Genomic DNA, 17,604 nt, shown 5'->3' with positions numbered 1-17,604 from the left:
CATTCAGCTTCCAACCTCCCTCTTTTAGACCAAACTGTTCTTATCAGAGTAATTAAGTTTAAAGAAAATAAAAGTCATCATAGAGAATGCCAGTAAAGAACTACCTCCATAACTGAAATAAGGAAGCGGAATCCCAACTGTCGGGAAAAGCCCCATAACCATTCCCAGGTTGATTGAAAAGTGCATCAACAGAATCGAGGCAAAGCAATATCCGAATACACGGTTAAAAGTAGATTTCTGCTGCTCTGCGAGATAATATATCCTTCCGATATAGACCATATAGCAAAAGATAAGAATTGCACTTCCTAAAAAGCCCCATTCTTCCCCAACTGTACAAAAAATATAATCGGTTTCCTGCTCAGGTACAAATTTCCCCTGGGTTACAGAGCCCTCACGGTATCCTTTTCCCCAAAGCCCGCCGGATCCGATCGCTGTTTTGGAATATAAAAGATTGTATCCCGAAGTATCTCTGAATGCCTTTTCCCCTTTGTAAAGAACTTCAATTCTTTCTCTCTGGTGCTTGGGCAGTTTCTCTAAAATATAAGGAGATCCGAAAGCGAGTCCGCACAGTAAAAGAATAGAGCCTGCAATTCCTGAGATAGAAATCACATCCCATGACATTCTATGATAATTCATTGCAATCAGCACACCGGCAATCAGCAAAACTGCAACCGCAACATAAACAGGAGGAATAGCCAGTGAGATCAGGAAAACTCCGGCAAAAATAAATCCTATACCAAATAAAAGCCCGCTCAGCCCTTCTCTATATAAAGCAATGAAAAATGCAATAAATACAAGCATGGAGCCCACATCCGGAATAGCAAGAACTACTGCTGCCGGAATACCAACAATGGCTAAAGTAGTCCATAAAGACTTTCTGTTTTTAAGATTAAAATCAGGTCCTGAAACATAATTAGCGAGCATTAAAGCGGTTCCTATTTTGGCGAACTCCACGGGCTGCATGGTAAAACTTCCGAACTTATACCAGTTCTTCTGGCCAAGGATTTCTTTACCAAACGGGAAAAGCCCTATCAGCAGCAACACACCGCCAATATAAATAATCCCTGCCATATTCTCGAAGAATTTACTTCTGCTGACAAAGATGATAAGCCCCACAAATAATGAGATACAGAAAAAGATCAACTGTTTCTCACCCAGTTTCTGGTCCACACTGTAAATATTTGCAATCGCGAAAATGCAAAGCAGGAAATACAGCCCAAGGCCAAGTTTATCTATTCCTTCTGTCCATTTCATTGCTTCGCAGTTTTTTTAGCAGTGTTATTCTTTTTAGTCTCTTCGTTTATTTTCTTTTGCAGCTTAGCCTTTTGCTGTTTTACCTGCTCCAGACTATCTTTTATTCTTTTCTGTCTGATTGAGTCAGGTTTAGGATCAATATATAAACCTTTACGTTTCAAATCAGCAATCCACTGCCTTTTGTATTCAGGCATGAAACTCGAGGTAATCATTTTTTTGTAAAGATGTTCTCTTTTCAGATCACCTGTAATATATTTTTCAGCAATCACGGTACAGGCTGGCCCTGCCCAGGTCGCTCCAAATCCCGCATGTTCCATTACCGCTACTACAACAATTTTAGGCTTATCAGCAGGGGCAATCAATACAAAGATGGAATTATCTTTTCCTTGCGGTACCTGTGCGGTACCTGTTTTTGCCAGTTGGGTAAAATCATTGGATTTCAGCCCTCTTGCAGTTCCTCTTAAAACTACAGCTTCCATTCCTTTTAAAACAGGCTCAAAATGTTTTGGATCAACCAGAGTTTTGTGTTTCACTTTAAATCTTGGGTCTGGATTTGGCTTTCCGTCAATTGCTTTTACGATATGAGGAGTATAATACCATCCTCTGTTAGCAATAGCCGCTACATAATTGGCCAGCTGAATAGGAGTTACCAAAACATCCCCCTGTCCCATTCCGTTATAAATGGCACCCGTAGACATTTCATCCCAGTTTTTAAAATCAGTTCTCTGGGAACCGCTTGCCTTCATGATCGCTTTAAATCTTCTCTCGTAAAAATCTCCTGAGGGTATTCTCCCCTTTGCCCCAACAGCAAAGTCATTATTTAAGAATTCTCCAACTCCGAAACTGCTCATGATTTTTTTCCACTCATCAACACCTTTTGAAGGGTTTCCCGGATATTTTTTGATAATGGCAATAAATGCGTAAGTGAAAAAACAGTTACTCGAAACCTGGATGGATGGGATAAGCGGATCTGCTCCACCATGGCCTTTAATTCTTTTTCCTTTATAGAAGAATCCGCCGCCACAAGGAAAAATAGTTTTTTCATCCATTACCCCCATCTGCATGGCCGCTAAGGCAGTCAATAGTTTGAAAGTGGATCCCGGAGGATATCCAGCCTGTAACGCGCGGTCAAAAGTAGGTTTATTTTCATAAAGCGTATCTTTTGAAAGGGCATATAGGTTTTTTGATTTATTAGGGCCTGTAAAAAGGTTCGGGTCAATGTCCGGTCCGGTTGCAGAAACCAAAACTTCTCCGTTATTAGGATCTAAAGCTACAATTGCACCATGCTTATTGACCAGCATTTCTTCAGCGGTCCTCTGAAGATCGTAATCAATCGTTAATGTGATATCTTTACCCGTAATGACGTCTTTATCCAGGGCACCGTTTTTATAAGAGCCTATATTCCGGAGCCTGATATCTTTCTGGATATATTTCACACCTTTTACGCCACGAAGTTCTTTTTCGTAGGATTTTTCAACCCCTGTTTTTCCAATGAAATCTCCCGGTAAATAGTATAGTGAATCTTTTTTAATATCTCTTTCATTCACCTCACTGGTATACCCCAGAAGGTTCCCGGATGTGGAAACTTCGTACTGACGCTGAGGTCTGGATACAATGTTGAATGCTGGATACTTAAAAATAATTTCCTGAACTCTGGCAATATCTTCTCTGCTGAGGTCCTTAATGAAAGTCATCGGCGTCAGCTTTGAATAATATTTTTCTTTTTTGATCACATTGATTTTATTGATAAAATCCTGTTTTGTAATTTTCATTAAACTACAAAACGCCAGTGTATCAAAGTCAGGTTTCATCAAAGCCTGGGTAAACGAAATTTCATAAGCAGGCTGATTACCCACCATGATTTTACCATTTCTGTCAAAAATTACCCCACGCTGTGGAATAACATATTCTGTTTTAATGGAGGTGTTGGCCGCATTCAGCGCGTAACGGTCTGTAAACAGCTGCAAATAGGCAAGTCTCGCCACAAAAATAAGGGCGATGATAACGAGGATGGAAAAAATTTTTAAATAACGTGTGTTCAAACTTTTTGTTTGATTTTAAATATTAATGCGTAGATGACTATAAAGATAAATGAAATTACACTTGTTACCAACACATTAAATAATATTTCAAAAAACCTGCTGAACTTAAAGAACTCGATATATTGTACTAAAAGCTGATGCAGGAAAATACTTGAAAATAAAAACAGCAAAAACTGCGCCCATTGAAGGGACTGAAATGAGAAAAAGTCCGTAGACGTATCTGTGGAAGTCCTGAAGATCAACGTTCTGAAATAGGCAATTAACGTTGTTGCAAATGCATTGATTCCCCACGAATAAAGAAAACCGTCAATAGACAATCCTATTAAAAAGCTCAATGCCAGGAACTGAAATTTATTTCTGAAAAACGGATAGAACATGACAAATACAGGATATAATACCGGAGTATATTTCCCGAAAAGAGTAATCCTGTTCAATACAAATATCTGTAATGCAACAAGAAAGATCATGATCAATATATCGGTAAATAAAGTCCTGCTAATCATTTTCCTTTTTTATTACAGCCTGCATAGTGTCCTGAATCTTCTGCACTTCTGCTTTCTTAAGATTCTTCACTACATACACTTTATTCAACGCTCCCATTTTTTCACTCAGCTCAACGGAAATATCCCAGAAGCCGGTTTTATTATCTACAGAGTATCCTGCAATGGTACCGATTGTTACTCCCTTAGGGAAAATAGCAGATTTACCGTCTGTAACAACAGTATCGCCTACTTTCAGGGCCACATATTTTGGAATATCCGCCAGGTGCATTACCCTTGAGTTATCTCCGTTCCATGTTAAAGTACCAAAATACCCTGAGTTTTTAAGTGCTGCATTAATTCTGATCTTGTTAACACTTAACACGGATTGAACCAATGCATAACTATCTGTAGAATTGATTACAATTCCCGCAATACCTCTCGGCGCCATTACTCCCATTTGAGGAAAGACTCCATCTCTACGGCCGCGGTTGATTGTAAAATAGTTGTTTCTTCTGTTGATACTGTTGAAAACAATCTCTCCATCAACAAAAGTATAGATCTGCCCTCCACCAATGGTATCATGAACTCTTTTGAAAACCGGATTTTTCGCTCCGTCTTTTCCATAGAGCTCAGTCATAAGGGCTTTATTCTGAACCACAAGATCTTCATTGATCTGTTTTAGCTTCAGATAAGAAACTCCTTCGTCAATATATCCGGAAACCCAGGAATTGAACGCAGCCGTCTGGCCCGCAATCCAGGATCTCTGCATGGCATTTCTTGAGAATATCAAAACCAGAGCAATAATTTGCAGGAATATAAAGAAGACGAAAAGAGTATTCTTCGAAAATAATCTCAGCAAAAATCCCATTCAGATATAAAGTCGTAAAAAGTTAAAATTATTTAATTAAGAAATTGAACTTATCCATATTCTTAAGGGCAATACCTGTTCCGCGAACTACAGCTCTCAACGGATCTTCAGCTACAAATACAGGAAGACCTGTTTTCTTGTGAATTCTGTCCGCAAGACCTCTTAATAGCGCTCCTCCTCCAGCAAGATAAATACCTGTTTTGTAAATATCAGCAGCCAATTCCGGTGGAGTAAGAGATAATGTTTCCATTACAGCATCCTCGATTCTGATGATCGATTTGTCTAATGCACGTGCAATCTCTTTGTATCCAACCATAATTTCTTTAGGCTTACCTGTAATAAGGTCTCTACCCTGTACCGGGATGTCTTCGATGTCTACATCAAGATCTTCTACTGCAGAACCTACTTCAATTTTGATTCTTTCAGCTGTTCTTTCCCCGATATAAAGGTTATGGTGAGTTCTTAAATAATAAGCAATATCATTGGTAAATACGTCTCCTGCAATCTTCACAGATTTATCACATACGATACCCCCTAAAGCAACAACCGCAATTTCCGTAGTACCACCACCTATATCGATAATCATGTTGCCTTCAGGTTTCTGTACGTCGATCCCAACCCCAATTGCGGCAGCCATTGGTTCATAGATCAATCTTACTTCTTTTGCATTTACTTTCTGAGCAGAGTCTCTTACTGCTCTTTTTTCAACTTCAGTGATACCAGAAGGGATACAGATTACAATTCGTAATGCCGGTTGAATGAATTTACCTTTGATTCCAGGAATTTTCTTGATGAATTCCTTGATCATGTGTTCAGAAGCGTGGAAATCAGCAATAACCCCGTCTTTCAAAGGACGGATGGTTTTGATATCCTCATGAGTTTTACCCTGCATATGCTTGGCCTGCTCTCCGACGGCAATCGGCTTACCCGATGAACGTTCAATTGCAACAATTGAAGGTTGATCAATAACAATTTTATTATTATGGATGATTAGGGTATTAGCAGTTCCAAGGTCTATCGCAATTTCTTGCGTAAACATATCAAATAAACTCATATTTTTCTTCTGATTTTAAGATTACAAAGATATAAATTTAACACTAGTAAAGAAATTTCCCACCAACTTAATTTGGTTAAAATTTTATTAAAATTTATAATTCTTTATTAAGTTTTAGTTTAGACATTTACAGAGTTTGATTTCAACTAAAATTCATGGGATGTTAAAAGGGCTGAAAAGCGAATTAGCAAAAGGGTAAAAAGCCTGAGAAGGTACCACAAAAAAGGCATCAGTAAAACTTAAAAAGCGTAACAGCTTTTAAGCAACATGCCATTTTTGACTTTTTAGAGTTTCGCCTTTTGCGGCATTCCCTTTTATAGTTTTTTACGATAATTATCATATACACTATCTGAGAAAGGTTAATGAAAAAAATCGTAAATTTGCCACTGCTTATGTTACAGTATTCCAACATTCATCGAACGTCAAATTTTGCCGTGCTTTCAATAAGCTACGAGAAAGCCGACGTAGAAACGAGAGGAAAGTTTGCATTCTTTGATGAGAACATCAAAAACTTTGTTTCCAGAGTCCATCAGGAAGATCTGGGTGATGCATTTGTGGTTTCCACTTGTAACAGGACCGAAATTTATACCACTTCTCCCAATTATCTTTTAGTAGCGGAAGAGTATTGCAAAACGATTGGAGTACAACTTACCGATTTTCTTCAGTTTGCAAATATTCTTACCAAAGAGGAAGCTTTGATTCATCTTTTCAGAGTAGCGGCAGGCCTTGAAAGCCAGATTATCGGAGACTTTGAAATTATCGGGCAGATTAAAAAAGCATACAGCCGTTTCAAAAAAGAAAGACAAAATTCCAATCCTTATCTGGAAAGAGCCATCAATGCTGCGATTCAGATTTCGAAAAGAATAAAAAATGAAACCGGCATTTCGAATGGTGCAGCTTCTGTTTCTTATGCTGCCGTTCATTATATTTTAAACAACCAGAAAAGGATTACTGAAAAAAACATCCTTCTTTTGGGGGTTGGCGAAATAGGACAGAATACCGTTGAAAACCTGGTAAAGCATGTCTATCAGCCGAAAATTAAAATTGCCAACAGAACTCAGGAGAAAGCCGAAAAGATTTCCCAGAAATATAATATTCCTCATGTTGATTATTCTGATTTTGACCAGGAATTAAAAAATACAGATATTCTTATTGTAGCAACAGGAGCCAAGCATCCTATTGTCAACCGGTCTCATTTCCCTAATGGAAAAGAAACACTGATCATTGACCTTTCCATTCCTCATAACGTTGAAAAGAATGTTACTGAAAATAAAAACGTAACTCTGATTGATGTGGATGAGCTTTCAAAACAGATTCAGGAAACGATTCAACAGCGCGAAAGAGAAATCCCGAAAGCTGAAAAAATCATTAAGGAACTGATGAAAGACTTTATTGAATGGGAGAAAAAGAGAAAGCTGGCACCCAATATTCATCATTTCAAAGCCGTTCTCAAGAACATGGAACGTAATGAAATGCATAATTTCTACAAAAAAAATAAATACATAAACATCACGGACATGGAACTTTCTGATAAAATGATCCAGAAAATCACCAACCGTTTTGCAAAATATATCATCGATAATCCTTTAAAAGCCGAAGAAATTAGTAAATTAATGCACGAAATATTAGTTGAACAACCAAACAACGAATTCAATGAAAAGCATTAGAATCGGAACGAGAAATTCCGCACTTGCACTTTGGCAGGCTAGAGAGGTTGCGAGGCACCTTCAGAACAACAATTATTTAACGGAAATTGTTCCTATCGTTTCTTCCGGCGATAAGAACCTTAATCAGCCGCTTTATTCTTTAGGAATTACCGGGGTTTTCACAAGAGACCTTGATATTGCCCTATTGAATGATGAAATTGATATTGCCGTACATTCTTTAAAAGATGTTCCCACTCAATTGCCTCAAAATATTGAGATGATCGCTTATCTTGAAAGAGATTATCCACAGGATATTCTGATCAGAAAAGAATCTGCAAGGAATAAAGAATTCCATGAGCTTAAACTTGCCACCAGCAGTTTGAGAAGAAGAGCTTTCTGGCTGAGAAATTATCCTACCGCTGAGTTTTCGGATATCAGGGGAAATATTCAAACCAGACTTCAAAAACTGGAAGAAGGAGATTTCGATGCTACGATTTTATCTTTGGCAGGCATCAAAAGAATGAAAATGGAAATTGATTATGAAATGCTTCCATTAATGATCTCTGCCCCATCACAAGGCGTAATCTCTGTAGCCGGACATACCGATAAACCGGAGATCAATGAAATTGTGCGCCAGATCAATCATCAACAGACTCAGATCTGTGTAGAGATTGAAAGAAACTTCCTGAGCACTTTGGAAGGTGGCTGTACTGCACCTATCGGGGCTTTTGCAGAAATTATCGGCGACCAGATCCGCTTCAAAGCAGCACTTTGCTCTCTGGACGGTAAAAACTGTATTGCTGTAGATGAAAACTTTGTCTATACTCCAAATGAGAATTTTGGAGAAAAGTTTGCAAAAGTTGTTCTTGAGAACGGAGGAAAAGAATTAATGGCAGAAATCAAAAGCCAGATCTGATAGTTCAGATTTACATTTTTATATTCCTTTAGCCACACTTTTTCATTTTCTTAATTTTACAGACATGAAAATCTTATTTACCAAAAATATAGACCCATCTATTATATCCAAAGAATTAGGAGAGGATATTTTGGTTGACTGTGTTGAGGTAATTAAGACCAGCCCTATTATGATCAATCCTTTTGATCTGAAAAACTACTCTCTGATTTTTACCAGCGTCAATGGAGTTGCTTCTTTTTTTAAAAACAGATTCAAACCCAATGAAGATTTTACTGCAAAAAACTATAACAAAATCTATTGTGTAGGTGAAAAGACCAAGAGAGAGCTGAGGAAACATGGTTTTGGAACATTTAAGGTACTGAAAAATGCTGAAACTCTTTCGCGATTCATTATCGGAAAATGCCAGCACGAGCAATTCCTGCACTTCTGTGGCAATCTTGCCATCAATGTTCTGGACAAAGACCTTCCGTTACAAAACATTAAGTACAAAAAAGTTACCATTTATAATACTGAGGAAACTCATCCTGTAATAACTGAAAAATATCATGCTGCAGTATTTTTTAGTCCGAGCGGAGTTCGTAGTTTTGCAAGGCGAAATTCTCTGGAAGGCATGAAGCTTTTTTCCATTGGCGAAACCACTTCCGGTGAGCTGAGAAATTATACGCAGGAAGAAATTTTTACTTCGGAAGAAAATACCCTGACATCGATATTTGCATTGATCAGAAAAGAAATCGGAAGTAGGATTTAGAATCTGTTACCGGATGCCGGTAATATTAGTTACAATAGATTATGATAAAAAACGACCTATATTTAAAAGCACTTCGCGGAGAAACCGTTGAAAGACCTCCTGTCTGGATGATGAGGCAGGCTGGAAGATATCTGCCGGAATTCATTGCTTTAAGAGATCAGTATGATTTCTTTACAAGATGTCAGACTCCTGAACTTGCCGCTGAGATTACTCTGCAGCCTATCCGCAGATTTCCTCTGGATGCCGCGATTCTGTTTTCTGATATCCTGGTAGTGCCGCAGGCAATGGGAATTGATTTCAAAATGAAAGAATCTGTTGGCCCATGGTTAGATACTCCTATCAGAACAATGGAGCAGGTTCAGAATATTGAAACTCCCGACGTGAATGACACTTTAGGTTACGTTTTTGATGCTATTGAACTTACCCTTCAGAAGCTGGACCATGATATTCCATTGATCGGTTTTGCCGGTTCTCCATGGACTATTCTTTGTTACTGTGTAGAAGGAAAAGGAAGTAAAGCTTTTGATATTGCAAAATCTTTCTGTTTCCAACAGCCTGAAGCAGCACATTTATTATTACAGAAAATCACAGATACTACAATCGCTTATTTAAAGAGAAAAGTAGAAAAAGGAGTTTCTGCTGTACAGGTTTTCGATTCATGGGGAGGAATGCTTTCTCCTACGGATTATCAGGAATTCTCATGGCAGTATATCAATCAGATTGTTGAAGCATTAAGCCCGCTTACTCATGTTGTGGTATTTGGAAAAGGATGCTGGTTTGCCCTGGAAGATATGACAATGTCTAAGGCTTCTGCTCTTGGAGTTGACTGGACTATTAAGCCGGAATTCGCAAGAACTTTGACAAACCATACGATGACGCTACAGGGGAATTTTGATCCTGCAAGACTTCATTCAACCCCTGAAACCATTAAGAAAATGGTGAATGAAATGATCAACCGTTTCGGAAAAGACAGATACATTGCTAATTTAGGTCACGGAATTCTACCGAATGTTCCTGTGGAAAATGCCGAAGCATTCATCAGAGCAGTGGTTGACTGGAAACCGAATGTATAAGATTATTTCTTTTGAAAATATACAAAACCCTTATAGGCAATCTATAAGGGTTTTTTGTTAGAATTACTTTTTAATGATTATTCCTTCATCACTTTCTTTTTAATAACTTTTCCATCAGGATTACTGATCATTATAATATAGACTCCTTTTGGCAGATCTGATAAGTCATAGGAATCAGATGCTTTATTAAATGTTTTCACAAGTTTTCCTGACTGGTCAATCACAGAAATCTTTTCAAACTTACTTTGAGAGCTTTGTTTAATATAAAAATCCCCCTTAACCGGATTCGGATATACATCTATATGATCTGCATACGAAACTTCTGAGGTTGCCAGGAGGCCGCTTGTAATCTTTACATTATCTACTACAACACCGTAAGAATAATCTCCGGCATCATCATAAACAAATCTTAGTTTAAAAGCCGCGTTAGCATAGGGTGTCAGATCTATATTGGCGGCAGTATCATAACTCGTTACTACAAATGTAAAAGTATTAAAATCAAGATCCCATATTCCTGCATCACCTGAAAAAGTAAAAACCTGAATCCAGGAAGTTCCATTGAAAACTTCAACTTTTAAAGTAGAATCAAGATTATCAATCATATTGGCATAATTAAACGAGAGCTTTGGATTTACTACTCCGGTCAGATTAATTACAGGAGAAATCAGTCTGGCATTCGTATTAACTACGGATGGTCCTGCATCATCATCATCAAAAAAAGCTGCTCCATCGGGAAAGCCAGCGAAACCATTCTGTGCACCCACATTCCAGTTAAAAGAGTTATCCGGATTCTCTACCGTCCACCCGGCCGGCAAAGAATTTCCGTTGAAATTTTCAGAAAAAACTTGTGCATCACACAGACCACAAATCGATAATAATAGAATAAAGAATTTTTTCATAATAAAATATTTGATGTTTATATAAAATTAGCTAAATATTTTTCATAAAACATTAATAACTATATATAAAATCAATACATTACATGAAATTATTAAAAAGATCAGAATTTCATGTTTAACCTTTACATTACATCATATGAAAAAACTCAACAAAGAAAAGATGAAAAGCATTATGGCAGGAGGAGAAATCTGTCTGGAATGTGCTATCGGCTACTATCAGGTCATTATTGAAGGCCGGTGCTACTGTGTTCCTATTGACTAATAAAAAAAGCAGCTCAACAGCTGCTTTTAATTTTATATAATTGACTCCAATATTGATTAGCTCAACATTCTCTGTGCTTTTTTAACGCCCTCCACCAGAGCGTCAATTTCTTCGAAAGTATTATAAACAGCAAAACTTGCTCTCACTGTTCCGGCAATATTAAAGAAGTTCATAATAGGCTGTGTACAGTGATGTCCTGTCCTTACAGCGATCCCCATTTTATCGAGAATCATCCCTACATCGGAGGCAATTCCTACTCCTTCTAAATTAAAGGAAACAACACCTGTTCTCTTTGCTTTTTCACCATAGATTTTAATACCATCTATTTCCAAAAGCTGTCTTTGCGCATATTCCAATAAAGCATTTTCATGATTCTGAATGTGGGTATGACCAATTTTATTCATGAAATCAACAGCAGCTCCTAAAGCAATATTTCCACCTACATTCGGCGTTCCTGCTTCATATTTGAATGGAAGACCTGCATAAGTGGTACCATCGAAAGAACATGTTGCAATCATCTCTCCTCCTCCGTGAAAAGGCGGTAACGCTTCCAATATTTCTTGTTTTCCATATAAAATACCCGTTCCCATAGGAGCATACATTTTATGACCTGAGAATACGAAGAAATCACAATCCAGTTTCTGTACATCAATATTGAAATGCGGAGCAGACTGAGCTCCGTCTATCACAACATAAGCATCCGTATTTTTTCTTGTTTTGGCAATAATCTCTTCAATCGGATTCACAATACCTAATGCATTGGAAACCTGGTTTACAGAAACAACCTTCGTTTTTTCACTCAAAAACTGATCAAAATAATCCATCTGAAGGATTCCGTTCTCATCAATAGGAATCACGCGCAGTTTCGCTCCGGTTCTTTCACACAGCATCTGCCATGGAACAATATTGGAATGGTGCTCCAGATATGAAATAATGATTTCATCATCTTTCTGCAGTTTCTGTGTTAAAATATAAGCGATGAGGTTCAACCCTTCTGTTGTTCCCTTGGTAAAAATCACTTCAAAGTCATGTTCAGCATTAATGAATTTCTGAATCTTTCTTCTTGAAAGCTCCATTTCTTCTGTTGCCAGCTGGCTCAGCGTATGAATTCCTCTGTGAACATTAGCATTAAGTTCTGTATAATATGCGTGACAGACTTCCAAAACTGAATTTGGTTTTTGGGATGTAGCTGCATTATCCAGATAAACCAAAGGCTTACCGTTCACTTCTCTGTCCAATATAGAAAACTGGCTTCTTATTTCCTGAATGTCAAACATTTATTTATTTTTTAAATTAAAACGTCCTTATTTAGAACTCTTCAAATTTACGGCTTTTTTTCCGAAAGGAAGCATGGGGTTGGGTACTGATCGCTATCTGTTGATAGAAATATTCAATAGGGCAAGGTGAAGAAAGCCAATAAAACAAAAGATGAAATTACTAAAGGGCAAAAAGACAAAATTGAAAGCAGCCTACCAGATTGTTCAGGTATCCTGCTTACTCGTTATCAAATAAAAAACCCGCCATAACTGACGGGTTCTTATATTGTTTAAATAAGCAATTCTTATTCTGCTGCAGTTTCAGCTGCTGCTTCAGGAGCTGCACCTTCTTCTGTTGCAACTTCTTCATCCTCATCATCATCCTGCATTGCTGCACCTCCTTTCATTGCATTTCTAGACATCTTAACAGCAACTACTACTGCGTTGTCAGGGTGCATGAAAGAATATCCTTCTGTTTTGATACCACCGATGTAAAGTTTGTTACCAATTCTTAATGGAGTAACATCAACTACTACTTCGTCAGGTAGGTTAGCAGGGATAGCTTTTACTTTTAGTTTTCTGAAAGACTGACGTAAAACACCACCAGCTACAACACCTTTTGAACGTCCTGTAATTCTTACCGGAACTTCCATGATCACTGGCTTATCATCAGATAACTGATAGAAGTCAACGTGAAGAATTTTGTCAGTAATCGGGTGAAACTGAATATCCTGAAGAACAGCTGGAATTGTTTTTCCGTCAACCTCAATAGATACCGTGTGTGCTTCAGGAGTGTATACTAATCCTTTGAAAGCTCTCTCTTCAGCAGAGAAGTTCAAAGGTGCTTCACCTCCATAAACAACACAAGGAACTAATTCAGCATCACGTAAAGCTTTTGTAGACTTTTTGCCCACGCTTTCTCTTTTTGTACCTTGAATTGTAATAGATTTCATTTATAAAAAATTTAAAAAATTGTTCTAATTTTAATTTGCAATCTCTTTAAAATCAATTAAATAACAAACTTGCTGCTAATTGATTTATGCTCATGAACCATTGTCATAACGTCTGCAAATAACGGGGCGCAAGATAGCACTTTTATTTTAGATGACAAATTATTTTTAACAGGAATTGAGTCAGTTACAATAACTTCCAATAATTTTGAGTTCTCAATATTCTCGTAAGCCTTTCCAGAAAGCACTCCGTGAGTAGCCATAGCTCTTACTGTTTTTGCTCCTTTTTCAATTAAGATATCTGCAGCTTTGCAAAGTGTACCTGCAGTATCAATCATATCATCAATAAGGATTACGTTTTTACCTGTAACATCACCAATAAGGAACATTTCTTCTACAACGTTTGCTTTTTTTCTTTCCTTATAAGCAATTACTACTTCAGCACCCAGGTGACCGGCATAGTTTTTCGCTCTTTTCGCACCTCCCATATCCGGAGAAGCGATGGTAAGATTATCAAGATTCAAAGATCTGATATGGTCTACGAAAATAGTAGAGGCATACAGGTGATCTACCGGAATTTCGAAGAATCCCTGGATTTGATCTGCATGAAGGTCCATTGTCATGATTCTTGTTGCTCCTGCTGCAGTAAGAAGGTTAGCAACTAATTTTGCACCGATCGGCGCTCTTGGTTTGTCTTTTCTGTCCTGTCTGGCAAGACCAAAGTAAGGAATTACTACGGTGATGCTCTTTGCAGAAGCTCTTTTTGCTGCATCAATCATTAGAAGAAGTTCCAAAAGATTGTCTGCAGGAGGGAATGTAGATCCAATCAGGAAAACTCTTCCTCCTCTTACAGATTCGTCCAAAACAGGCTCAAATTCCCCATCGCTGAACTCCTGAAAGTTGATTTTTCCTAATTCTTTCCCATAATTCTGGGCAATTTTCTCTGCCAAGTCCCTGCTGGTTCTTGTACAAAATAGATAACTTAACTGATCGGCCATTTTTACTTTTTAAAAGATTTTGCAAATTTAAAAAAAAACCACAAGATTTACTCCTGTGGTTTCTAAGTTTTTATTTTATCAATTATTAAGGGAATTTAACTCCTGAATATTTGTTCGGATCTACCTGTGGAAGTGTAGAATTGTATTTGGCGTTAATAGATTTAATAAATTCATTAGCAACAATACCATATCCGCGTCCTGTCAGGTGAACTCCGTCTAAAGAGAACGCTCCGCCAGTTACAAATGTTGCAGTATATTTTACTCCATCCCAAATAATTCCTGATTTAGAATTCAATTCCATCATTTTAGCATCCATATCCACAAAGGCAAGACCTTTGTCTGTTGCGGCTTTTTTTATCGCTGTATTATACCCTGCAGTAGCAGCAAGAACTTTTGCAGTCTCAGCTTCAGTAAGGACAAGCTTATCTTCTAATGGTACTGAAGTACCTCCTCCAGCCTGTGGAGTTAGAACTTTACTAGCTGGTAAAAGAATTAAATCCTTGGCTGTTGTTTGTCTGTATTTTGGAAGTCCCGGAACAGTTGACAGATCTTTATCTACAATTACAGCTCCGTTGACTGCTGCTCCGGCAGTAAATTTAATTAATCTTCTCTGATATTCAGCATCGCTGATCGCTCCTAAGGTTTTAGCCTGAAGTAATCCTGCATTATACTGAGCATATCCTGTATTCAGCTGAGCCACCTGAGCATCTGTCAAACCCGTAAGAGGCATAGCAGGAATTCTCGTAAAGTAAGGGACATTGGTAACTGTTGGAATATTAGCAATAACACCTTTTCTTTTTGTACCGGCCGGGAATAGTTTATCTACTAAATAAGCATAGGTATTACTGAACCCTACCCCTACAGTACCATCTACTGGGGTAATCGGAACATTTGGATCAGCTCCTCCTGAAGTTGCATATAATAAAACATCATTATTTCCTATCCATAAAGAAATGAAGGTTGGGTCTTGTTTTAGCGCATCTTCTACTACTGAAGTTGTTGTTGATGATGCGAACCTTACGAAATATGGATTTGCAGTAGCAGGCGTAGAGATTAATCCGGCTGGATTCCCATATCCTGGAGCCAGTAAATGCGCTACTCTTGCTCCCGGAACTCCCATATTCTGGTAAGGACCACCAGCAGAAACATTATCCAATGCTGCTCCTGGAGCTGTTGGGCCGGGAGTTAATGCTCCGTTCACAACACTTAACACATATTTACCTGCAAAATCCCCTGTTGCTGGGTTAAATAAATTGGTAAACCCTCCTGTGTCATTAGGCATCATTGGCTGTTTAAAAGCTCCTCCACCTGCTAATTGCATCTGCGCAGCAATCATGCTTGGATAAGATTCATTCTGTCCACTGCTGTAAAGTGCCCCATCTCTATAACCAGCAGTTAATGAGTTTCCTAACGATATATATTTTGAAAAGTCTGCGTCTCCTTTTGTTACCGGGATATCTTTCACATCCGTATCGAAATCCGTATTACAGCTTACTGTAAAAAGAAGTGCAGAAACTGCCATTGTCGATATTATAATTTTTTTCATAGTCTTCTAAAATTAAAATGGATTATAAGAGAAACCTAGACCAAAGTAGAAAGCAGTTGCCTTTGATTGTCCGTTAAGCCCTATATTAACATTATTTACCTTTCTGTACTGAGGCATTGCATATCCTCCGGCAACATCAATTCCGAACTGCTTCAGCTTGAAGCCTACCCCACCTGTAACCACATAGGTATCGTATGAAGGAGTTTCCGGGATAAAGTTATCTGTAGTATAAGGTGCTTCATCATAATAAGCTCCCAAACGTCCGTAGATCATATTGGTGAATGCATACTGGGTTCCCAGTCTGAAAGTTTTGGAGTTTTTGAAGTTCTTAGGATTGGTAAGAATCGTTGGATCTGACGGATTGTTTCCGATAGGCGCATTCTCGAAATCCAATGTAAGCTTGCTGTATCTTTCCCATCCATGATAGTTAAAGTCTGCAGAAACCTGCCACTTCGGTGTTATCTTATAAGTTAAACCAATGGTATATTCTTCAACCAGTGGCAGCGTTGCTGAGAAACCATCTTGTCCTGCAGCATTCAGTTTTAGCTGATTATAAACAGATTGAGACGGGAACTGGAATGTAGCAGTTCCTGATTTAGCTTTCATATCGATTGCTGAACGATATGCAATACTCACATCTAATTTCGGGTCAGGTCTGAAATAGAAACCGAATCCATATCCGTGTCCGGTTGCATTATCGTCATTAATATTAACCTTTCCGTCAAACTGAGTCACTGCCTTGTCCCAATCCACTTTTCCTCTTGCGTAGATATAGCTGGCACCAAAAGATACCCATGGAGCCAGTTTTACAGAGACCATTGGCTGGAAATAGAAACTTTTCAGTTCCATTTTCTGTACCAATTCCTTACCTTCCCAGTTATCAGGCCATTTGATTGTACTTCCAAAAGGCGTTGAAAAACTGAACCCTACGGTAAGTTTCTCTATGGGTCTATAAGTAATTGCAGCATATAGAGGTGTTCCTATAGGATTATCTGTTTCTGCACTTTGTAAAGTATTAAAGTTTTGAAAAGTAACTTTATTACTTGCACCAAACCCTCCTGCCACTACACTCAGCTTGGAAGGGATAAATGACATACCCGCCGGGTTAAAGAATGTCACACTCGCGTCTTCGGCATGAGCACTAGTATGAGCCATTGCCAATTGTTTTACCCCCTGCAGAGAAACTCTGAAGCCCCCTGCATAAGATAGAACTCCCGCCAATAAAGCAGTTGATACTAATATTTTTTTCATAGACTATTATTATATATATAAGCCAAATATAAAATTATTTTGAATACGTCTGTTAATATTTCCTAATATTTTAAACAATATTGTAAAAGAAAACTATGTTTAAAATAACACCTCGAATAAAATAAAATGCAAAACAATCATTATTAACTATTTAAAACAGGTGACAAACCAAGCCATATTCATTGTTTAATTTTAAACATTTGTTTAAAACTAAACAATAATGCTCTAAAAAAGCAATACAGAAAAGTAAAAAGACAATAAATGTTAAAGGAAACAAAATAGAATAAATAGAATATTAAAAATCTGCATTTTTATTTTTTATAAAGCCTCTGATTACGTCTACAGCCATCATTCTTAGT

16 protein-coding genes are annotated in these 17,604 nt (G+C 37.8%); 5 read left to right on the top strand and 11 right to left on the bottom strand.

Annotated features, from left to right (window positions below):
- Positions 1–24: 24 nt before the first annotated feature.
- The 5 genes from rodA to V0410_RS16335 are packed head-to-tail and all read right to left on the bottom strand — an operon-like array spanning position 25 to position 5,700.
- Positions 25–1,254, bottom strand: coding sequence for a rod shape-determining protein RodA (gene rodA, locus V0410_RS16355; protein ID WP_330744893.1), 1,230 nt, complete (start codon positions 1,252–1,254; stop codon positions 25–27).
- Positions 1,251–3,296 (bottom strand): peptidoglycan D,D-transpeptidase FtsI family protein, encoded by a 2,046-nt coding sequence (locus V0410_RS16350; RefSeq protein WP_330744892.1) that lies wholly within the window; start codon positions 3,294–3,296, stop codon positions 1,251–1,253. Before V0410_RS16350 ends, rodA begins: the two co-directional genes overlap by 4 nt.
- Positions 3,293–3,799, bottom strand: a complete 507-nt coding sequence (locus tag V0410_RS16345; protein ID WP_002982456.1) for a hypothetical protein — start codon at positions 3,797–3,799, stop codon at positions 3,293–3,295. The genes V0410_RS16350 and V0410_RS16345 overlap by 4 nt, the downstream gene beginning before the upstream one ends.
- On the bottom strand, positions 3,792–4,646 hold the full coding sequence (gene mreC, locus V0410_RS16340; protein WP_330744891.1) for a rod shape-determining protein MreC: 855 nt from the start codon (positions 4,644–4,646) through the stop codon (positions 3,792–3,794). The genes V0410_RS16345 and mreC overlap by 8 nt, the downstream gene beginning before the upstream one ends.
- A gap of 28 nt (positions 4,647–4,674) precedes the next feature.
- Positions 4,675–5,700 (bottom strand): rod shape-determining protein, encoded by a 1,026-nt coding sequence (locus V0410_RS16335; protein ID WP_002982450.1) that lies wholly within the window; start codon positions 5,698–5,700, stop codon positions 4,675–4,677.
- A 392-nt stretch (positions 5,701–6,092) separates the two neighbouring features.
- Between V0410_RS16335 and hemA the strand changes: the two genes are divergently transcribed.
- From hemA to hemE, 4 genes are all read left to right on the top strand, one after another.
- Positions 6,093–7,367, top strand: a complete 1,275-nt coding sequence (gene hemA, locus V0410_RS16330) for a glutamyl-tRNA reductase (RefSeq protein ID WP_110009152.1) — start codon at positions 6,093–6,095, stop codon at positions 7,365–7,367.
- Positions 7,354–8,262, top strand: a complete 909-nt coding sequence (gene hemC, locus V0410_RS16325) for a hydroxymethylbilane synthase (RefSeq protein ID WP_110009127.1) — start codon at positions 7,354–7,356, stop codon at positions 8,260–8,262. Before hemA ends, hemC begins: the two co-directional genes overlap by 14 nt.
- A 64-nt stretch (positions 8,263–8,326) precedes the next feature.
- Entirely contained in the window at positions 8,327–9,010 is a 684-nt protein-coding gene (locus V0410_RS16320; protein WP_202841884.1) for a uroporphyrinogen-III synthase, read from the top strand.
- Between the two features lie 41 nt (positions 9,011–9,051).
- Entirely contained in the window at positions 9,052–10,083 is a 1,032-nt protein-coding gene (gene hemE / locus V0410_RS16315) for a uroporphyrinogen decarboxylase (RefSeq protein WP_330744890.1), read from the top strand.
- A gap of 77 nt (positions 10,084–10,160) precedes the next feature.
- On the opposite strand, the gene V0410_RS16310 is transcribed toward hemE, so the two are convergent.
- The gene (locus tag V0410_RS16310; protein ID WP_330744889.1) at positions 10,161–10,982 is read right to left on the bottom strand and encodes a T9SS-dependent choice-of-anchor J family protein; all 822 of its coding nucleotides are present in this window, start codon (positions 10,980–10,982) and stop codon (positions 10,161–10,163) included.
- A gap of 136 nt (positions 10,983–11,118) precedes the next feature.
- On the opposite strand from V0410_RS16310, the gene V0410_RS16305 reads away from it, so the two are divergent.
- Positions 11,119–11,244, top strand: coding sequence for a GNAT family acetyltransferase (locus V0410_RS16305; protein ID WP_330744888.1), 126 nt, complete (start codon positions 11,119–11,121; stop codon positions 11,242–11,244).
- A gap of 56 nt (positions 11,245–11,300) precedes the next feature.
- On the opposite strand, the gene V0410_RS16300 is transcribed toward V0410_RS16305, so the two are convergent.
- The 5 genes from V0410_RS16300 to V0410_RS16280 all read right to left on the bottom strand — a co-directional run bounded on the left by V0410_RS16300 (position 11,301) and on the right by V0410_RS16280 (position 17,245).
- The gene (locus V0410_RS16300) at positions 11,301–12,521 is read right to left on the bottom strand and encodes an aminotransferase class V-fold PLP-dependent enzyme (protein ID WP_330744887.1); all 1,221 of its coding nucleotides are present in this window, start codon (positions 12,519–12,521) and stop codon (positions 11,301–11,303) included.
- A 284-nt stretch (positions 12,522–12,805) separates the two neighbouring features.
- Complete coding sequence (locus V0410_RS16295; RefSeq protein WP_110009121.1) at positions 12,806–13,453, bottom strand: 50S ribosomal protein L25/general stress protein Ctc; 648 nt, start codon at positions 13,451–13,453, stop codon at positions 12,806–12,808.
- Positions 13,454–13,509: 56 nt separating this feature from the next.
- A complete protein-coding gene (locus V0410_RS16290; protein ID WP_110009120.1) occupies positions 13,510–14,448 on the bottom strand; it encodes a ribose-phosphate pyrophosphokinase in 939 nt (312 codons plus the stop codon).
- Positions 14,449–14,533: 85 nt separating this feature from the next.
- Positions 14,534–15,994, bottom strand: coding sequence for a G-D-S-L family lipolytic protein (locus tag V0410_RS16285; RefSeq protein WP_330744885.1), 1,461 nt, complete (start codon positions 15,992–15,994; stop codon positions 14,534–14,536).
- Between the two features lie 12 nt (positions 15,995–16,006).
- Positions 16,007–17,245 carry an OmpP1/FadL family transporter gene (locus tag V0410_RS16280; RefSeq protein WP_330744884.1) on the bottom strand — a complete coding sequence of 413 codons (1,239 nt, stop codon included), beginning with the start codon at positions 17,243–17,245 and terminating at the stop codon, positions 16,007–16,009.
- Positions 17,246–17,604 lie beyond the last annotated feature (359 nt).

This window comes from Chryseobacterium sp. CP-77 (assembly GCF_036362765.1).
Taxonomy (GTDB): Bacteria; Bacteroidota; Bacteroidia; order Flavobacteriales; family Weeksellaceae; genus Chryseobacterium; species Chryseobacterium cupriresistens.
The sequence above is the reverse complement of the archived record's forward strand: the minus strand, read 5'-3'. Positions and strand labels throughout refer to the sequence as shown.